This is a genomic window from Alkalispirochaeta americana, from assembly GCF_900156105.1.
Lineage (GTDB): Bacteria > Spirochaetota > Spirochaetia > DSM-27196 > Alkalispirochaetaceae > Alkalispirochaeta > Alkalispirochaeta americana.
Map to the genome: position 1 here is coordinate 1 of NZ_FTMS01000037.1, position 6,420 is coordinate 6,420.

General features: G+C 38.7%; 6 protein-coding genes and 1 pseudogene. 1 reads left to right on the forward strand and 6 read right to left on the reverse strand.

Annotated elements, in window-relative coordinates; genetic code table 11:
* Positions 1-301 precede the first annotated feature (301 nt).
* The 4 genes from BW950_RS15585 to BW950_RS15600 all read right to left on the reverse strand — a co-directional run bounded on the left by BW950_RS15585 (position 302) and on the right by BW950_RS15600 (position 3,959).
* The gene (locus BW950_RS15585; protein WP_076489987.1) at positions 302-835 is read right to left on the reverse strand and encodes a hypothetical protein; all 534 of its coding nucleotides are present in this window, start codon (positions 833-835) and stop codon (positions 302-304) included.
* A 143-nt stretch (positions 836-978) separates the two neighbouring features.
* Complete coding sequence (locus BW950_RS15590) at positions 979-2,100, reverse strand: DUF2971 domain-containing protein (protein ID WP_083944059.1); 1,122 nt, start codon at positions 2,098-2,100, stop codon at positions 979-981.
* Between the two features lie 328 nt (positions 2,101-2,428).
* Positions 2,429-3,076 carry a hypothetical protein gene (locus tag BW950_RS15595; RefSeq protein WP_143559280.1) on the reverse strand — a complete coding sequence of 216 codons (648 nt, stop codon included), beginning with the start codon at positions 3,074-3,076 and terminating at the stop codon, positions 2,429-2,431.
* 145 nt (positions 3,077-3,221) lie between these two features.
* Positions 3,222-3,959 (reverse strand): SDR family oxidoreductase, encoded by a 738-nt coding sequence (locus BW950_RS15600; RefSeq protein WP_076489990.1) that lies wholly within the window; start codon positions 3,957-3,959, stop codon positions 3,222-3,224.
* A gap of 148 nt (positions 3,960-4,107) precedes the next feature.
* On the opposite strand from BW950_RS15600, the pseudogene BW950_RS15605 reads away from it, so the two are divergent.
* Positions 4,108-4,350 (forward strand): annotated as a pseudogene (locus tag BW950_RS15605) (transposase domain-containing protein); the annotation flags it as partial.
* A 43-nt stretch (positions 4,351-4,393) separates the two neighbouring features.
* Here the strand turns inward: BW950_RS15605 and BW950_RS15610 are convergent.
* Both BW950_RS15610 and BW950_RS15615 read right to left on the reverse strand, forming a co-directional pair.
* Positions 4,394-4,750 (reverse strand): hypothetical protein, encoded by a 357-nt coding sequence (locus BW950_RS15610; RefSeq protein ID WP_143559281.1) that lies wholly within the window; start codon positions 4,748-4,750, stop codon positions 4,394-4,396.
* Between the two features lie 603 nt (positions 4,751-5,353).
* A complete protein-coding gene (locus BW950_RS15615; protein WP_143559282.1) occupies positions 5,354-6,298 on the reverse strand; it encodes a hypothetical protein in 945 nt (314 codons plus the stop codon).
* Between the last annotated feature and the right edge of the window lie 122 nt (positions 6,299-6,420).

Genomic DNA, 6,420 nt, shown 5'->3' on the forward strand with positions numbered 1-6,420 from the left:
ATTTCTGAAAAGAAATCCTCTTTTCCAGATCCAGTGAAAATGATCCGGGTCCATTATCCGCCGAATATATCGATTTTTCCAGCAGAAAAGACTTTTTCGCTGACCAGATTGCCTTCACCGATCGCCCTTGAACAGGCGGTTTCAATCCCTGGATGATACAGCTTTCCAAATAACGAGTGCCGTCCTCGGGAGCCCGGGATGCCCCAGGCGTCCTAACGCCGCATTAAGGTGTGAGCGACGCTTGGCTATACTTGAGCGAAGCGAAACTGCCAAGCGTTGCGAATCACTCTTAAATGCTTTGTTATAAGCCCTTTTTATAGGACTTTGCTAGCTCTTGAAAGATTGACTTTCGTTTGCTTAATAGTTCCTGTCTAACGTCATCCAAATCACTTTCATTTAAAGATTGGTTTCCGTCATAGTACTTTCCACGCAATTCCTTCAGGAATTCACCATAATCGCGAACTTGAGAAGATATGTGAGTTAAACCTAACAGCATAAGTTTTGATTCAGCTACAGTTAAATTCTTAAATTGATCAAATAACTCGGACTTTGTTCGTTCTAATTCTTCCGAACGTTTATCTGTTAAGTCCATACCTTGCTTGTTGTTTCTTACCCATTCAATTATGAGAGCCCAATATCGTAGTGAAACATGAGTAACTTCTTCAATATTAGAACTAACTGATTCAAGGTAATCATAAAATCGTTTACGACTCTCTTTCTTTCGATCATTTTGGTGTTTTAGCCATGTAACTAAAAAGGTGCCAACTAAAGTAATAAGGCTACCTAAACCAATTTTGATCGCAGTATCAATTACTTGTAACTCTGTAATTTCCATTGTACTCCTCAATTTTCAGGGCTTATAACGACCGATTAACCTGCAAATCCGGCCCGAAGGGATTGGCACGTGTTTTTGCGAATGCAAAAACCGTGACAAAGGATTTGTCAGGTTGAAGCGATTGTTCTACGGCCGTGTAAACACTATCGTATTTGTCCTCGCGATCGAGTTACCTTCTCCCGCCCTATATCTATTTTCGCTTTTACTAAATTAAACATATCATTCTCAGCAATGATGTCATTAGTGATATTTGGACCTAGCATAATTCCAGTTACGCATTTTCTGAATTCATCAGATAGTTTCTGATTATAAACTGGTTTTATGTCGTTTCCGTGGACTAAGTATTCGATGTTACTGTCATCTTCTTGGGCTATCAGCAAAAACCGCCATTCGCGTTCAGCTTGATGAAAGTCATTCTTAATCATGGAAGCAAACAATACTATTATTGATCTTACATCCTCATAGTAAGAAGTGTCTTGCGTATCCAGGTCGGAGCGGAGGAGCTTATTCAAATACTTCCAAATTAAATCCTCAAACCCACGGATTGGATCTTGGCTAATTTTAAAAGAATCTGAATAATACTGTATCGGATAAATATAAGCAAATTGACCGTTACTCATTCCATTTTTAATTAATCTAAAAAGGCGTTTCCGATCAAACTCGATTGATATTCCTCTCCCAGCATCTGAGTAATTAATCCATTGTTGATGAGAGTCTCCATCTGCGGAGGTCGAAAAAACAAATACTGGTAGATTGATTGGCGTACTAATGATTTCGCGATCGATGAAATCTATTATGTGTTGGTATTCAGATTTCTTTCTTAAAATATGTTTGATCACATCTATTCCAAAGGAGATTTCTAGTGGATCGTTCATTTTATTGATGTGTGTCATTCGCAGTATTGATGATTTAAGGATGTGGAATATGGATTCTTTTCTGGTGTAGTGATGAACTTTAAGATGATTGTATAGATCATGATTGAAAACCTGAAAAATTTGCGCGAGAGTCTTGCCATCAATGGTTTTAAAGAATTTATTTTCCACTTTAATCTCCTTTAGTCCGTAGAACGCTGGCTTAACCGGCAATGCCTGACCAGCGGAGCGGGGTGGCGCGGTTTGTGCGCAAGCGAGCGAAGCGAGGTGCACAAACCGTGACAGAAGGCATTGTCCGGTTGAAGCTGTTGTTAGAACGCCCGTGACCCCCGATAGCATCCAACAAACACCAGAGGAAATCAGGCACCGCCTTGGTCCTTTCTGGTTCTGCATTTCTGAAAAGGAATCCTCTTTTCCAGATCCAGTAAAAATGATCCGGGTCCATTATCCGCCGAATATATCGATTTTTCCAGCAGAAAAGACTTTCTCGCTGACCAGATTGCCTTCACCGATCGCCCTTGAGCAGGCGGTTTCAATCCCTGGATCGTGCAGCTTTCCGAATAACGAGTGCCGTCCTCGGGAGCCCGGGATGCCCCAGGCGTCCTAACATTTGCTTAACTTGCATTACCGTGCCCGAAGGGCTTGGCGGGATTTTTGCTACAGCAAAAATCATGACAAAGGGAATGACAAGTTAAAGCAGTTGTTAGAGTCCGCATTTAAATTACATTACTTTCGATAAGAACTTTTCTGTTTCCAACATTACATTCTTTATATTATCTATTGATTTTGCTAATTCATTCTCGTCTTCAAATACATGTCCGGCATTCGGGACTTCATATACTTGTGTTTTATTAGTCGAGTTAATTCTATTAAATTCTTTATCATCCAACACAGGATCTTTCGTTCCATATATTATTAATGAATTATTACCTTTTTCAATGAGAAGATCTTGCAGCACTACAAATGGAATTATTGGTGTTTGAAATATTAATACATCCTCTTTATTGATAAAATTGTTCTTTAATTGATAATACAAATGCTTTGTTCCAAGTGACTTTGCAATGAAAATACGTTTATTATTTTGTGGTGAAACCGTATTTAAAAATTCACACACTTTATTGGAATCATATTCGATCCATTCATCTTTAAGCTGATCATTTGCAGAATTGAACTCACTATTGTCACCATAGCGCATATCAATTCCTAAATAGCTTATATTAAATTTATTAAATACTTGAGGCAGATAAAAGAGAGAAGGTGAGTTTAAATTATATCGTCGACCTGGATAAACTACACCGACCACATCATTCAATTGAGATTCTCTTTTGATAATAATTTCTGTTTGTTTATATCCAATTATATTTTTCATTTTCTTTCTCTTAGCGCCGAAGGCGTCACTCTAACATTGAGTTAACCTGCGAGCCGTTAAATGGCGCAGTTCCTGCGCGGCGAATAGCCGCAATTAGCAGGTACTGTGACATAGGCGAGTCAGGTTGAACTCGTTGTTCGATGTCTTATATTTCTCTTCTTGTCAAACTAAAAGTTTGTCCAGTTGGTCCTGTCTCATCAAATGATAACATGAAATTCAACAATGGTATTACATCTTCTGGATTTTTATTCCACTCATTTGAAAAGGCTTTTGTTGTCCGACTTTCATTAACACTTCTGTCAATCTTTGTTTTTACTGGACCAGGAATTAGTTCATTTACTAATATATTGTACTCAATTAATTCCTGCGCCAGAATTTTAGTTAACATCCACATACCGGATTTTGAACAAGAATATGAAGAAGTTCCAGGTATTCCTTTATGCCCCAGTCCGGAACCAATAAAAATTATGTTCCCTGATCCTTTTTTCTTTAATGCTGGAATTACTGCTTTGGCAGTTTTAGCTGCTCCGATAAGGTTTATTTCAATGGCTTCAATCCATTTATTTAAATCAGCATTTTCTACAGTTGAATTTTCTGTTGAAACACCTGCATTAATAATAACACAATCAAGTCTTCCAAATTTATTTTCTATGTCTATTATGAAGGACTGTGTAGCTTCAAAATGACGAACATCAAAAGATTTATAAATAAATTTATCAGACAACATTCTTTCTTCAACTAGTTTAGATAAAGTTATTAAGTCAGATTCAGTTCTTGAACAAGCAGCTACAGAATAGCCATTCATCAGAAGTGAAAGTGTAAATTCTCGTCCGATGCCTTTTCCAGCACCTGTAATTAGACATACTTTTTCAATTTTATCCAATTTTTATTCCTCTTGCGCGAAGCGTCCATCGAACGCTGGCTTAACCGGCAATGCCTGACCAGCGGAGCGGGGTGGCGCGGTTTGTGCGCAAGCGAGCGAAGCGAGCGAAGCGAGGTGCACAAACCGTGACAGAAGTGGAAACGGCAACCCCTTTGTGGTTGGCCGGAAGAACTTTCTGTTCTCGGGCAGCCCTCGCGGCGCGCAGGCATCGAGCAACTTGTTCTCGCTGATCGAGACTGCGAAGCAAAACGGGATGAATCCCTATGGATACCTGTACTATGTGCTGAGCAAGCTTCCCGAGATCCGTGTTTCTGGTGAGTGGGAGATTCTCATGCCAGCCAATCTCAATCCTGAAGAGGTCAACACCGCGTTTCTCGCAGACGTGCGGTGAAATTGACGCTTACATTTATTCTCCGATTTATAATCAGAGTTTATTACTTCGCATCTAACCAATCAATATATTTTTTGTAAATGTATGATGGATTCATCGAACAAAATATTTGACGTGAAGCATCTTTCTGATCTTGATCAAGGTAATTATACATTGGCTCTTGCTCTAAAATGAAACTATCAATAAGACCTTTATTTAAGGATAAAATGTTAATTACAGTTTGAAACATCATGTAATTTTTGGCACCTTCATGTGGAACTTGCACTGAATTGATAAAATCCCTTATTACTTCTTGCATACTCCTGCCTTGCAGGGCACAAAACAAACTAAAATTTTCTTTTGATTTAGTGCTTATACCTTTAACGGTAAGAGAACATAAATCTTCTCGTTCTTGATCCATATCAACCTCCTACCGATAATATTACACCATATACTGTGGCGCGTCAACCATTTTATGTGATTATGGTTGCGTTTCTGCCCGCAGGGTCAATCTAACGCTGGCTTAACCTGCGAGCCGTCAATTGGCGCGGTTTATGCTATCGGGTAGGGGATCGCAATCCGTGCCAATAGGCGAGTCAGGTTTAAGCTGTTGTTCGCTTGCTTCAAACCCCCGATAGCATCAACGAACACCTGGGGCCATCAGGCACATCCTTCTTCCTTCATGATCAATGCGTTCCTGGAAGAGAATCCCTCTATTCCAGATCCACCAAAAAAATCCGGGTCCATTATCCGCCGACAATTCAGATCTGGCCAGCAGAAAAGATTCTCTGCGCAGTCCAGGATTCTTTCGCCGATCGAACCCCACAAATCGGGTTCCCCAATCCCGGGAAATCATATCTTTCCAAATAGGGTGTGCCGTCCTCGGGAGCCCAGGATGCCCCGTCAAGACGAACATTTGCTTAACCTGTAATTCCGCGCCGCGCAGCGGCTTGGCGCAATTTTTGCAACAAGAGCGAAGCGTTGCAAAAATTGTGACAAAGGAATTATCAGGTTGAAGCAGTTGTTAGATTTTTTCAATTTCATATACTTCAATATTTGAGTTTTTAAGGTTTTCAGATTTATCATATATAGTCATATGATAAATATCATTCATTTTCTTCATTACAGCTGTAATATAGGATTCATTTCCACGCCATATTCCACTTGCATACATAACAATTGCAAGAGAATTACTATATCCGACTTGTGAATATGTAATATAGTTTATTGGCAATTTAATATTTTCAATTTCTACATCAGCAGAAATATTCAACTTAATTGAGTGTTTTTCTTCAGTTATTGAATCAAGAAGATATATTTCATCATTCAGGAGAGTAGAATCAAAAATAAACTTTACTTGATGCACATCATAATTCAAGTCAGATAAACAATGAGTATTAACAATATCGTTTATTGATAATACTTTCCCACCAATTATAAATACTCTATCTTGAGTACTTGATTTATCTTTTCTATTTATTTTTTGCAGGTGTCCTTTATTTACCCTAATACTAACATTGTTCACTCTAATAATATTTTTAGTTTTTAGTATAATACAGTCATCAGTGAATCTAGGTAGATCGGGTTCCATAATTGCATCATCATCAAAGTAAACTAGGCGAATTGTATTTCCAAGTCTTTTAGCTTCATTTATAATAGATTTTGGAAAACTTTTTCTGGAAACAACTATTAAATGTTGTGCCCCAACTTTTCTCATTTTTTCAATTAATCCATCAAAAAAAGTGATATTAAAGCCACGACTTCTATTTTGCACTTCAACCAAAGTTATTGTTTCTCTTGGTGGTTCTCCTGTTCTAATTATTACATCACATTGTCGTTTATCGCTATCTCGAGATAGATCATCAAGACTTACATTATGTTCTATTTTTGATCTTGGTGATATTGTTTTTTCAATAAACGAAACAAGCTTCTCAAAATATTCCCAATCTGATATTACTTGCTTTTTCATCCTTATTCCTCGGCCCGAAGGGTCAATCTAACGCTGGCTTAACCGGCAATGCCTGACCAGCGGAGCGGGGTGGCGCGGTTTGTGCGCAAGCGAGCGAAGCGAGGTGCACAAACCGTGACAGA

Coding starts and splice junctions, on each gene's coding strand:
- BW950_RS15590 (WP_083944059.1), bottom strand. CDS start 2,100: ATGCAGAACCAGAAAGGACCAAGGCGGTGCCTGATTTCCTCTGGTGTT.
- BW950_RS15595 (WP_143559280.1), bottom strand. CDS start 3,076: ATGAAAAATATAATTGGATATAAACAAACAGAAATTATTATCAAAAGA.
- BW950_RS15610 (WP_143559281.1), bottom strand. CDS start 4,750: ATGGATCAAGAACGAGAAGATTTATGTTCTCTTACCGTTAAAGGTATA.
- BW950_RS15585 (WP_076489987.1), bottom strand. CDS start 835: ATGGAAATTACAGAGTTACAAGTAATTGATACTGCGATCAAAATTGGT.
- BW950_RS15615 (WP_143559282.1), bottom strand. CDS start 6,298: ATGAAAAAGCAAGTAATATCAGATTGGGAATATTTTGAGAAGCTTGTT.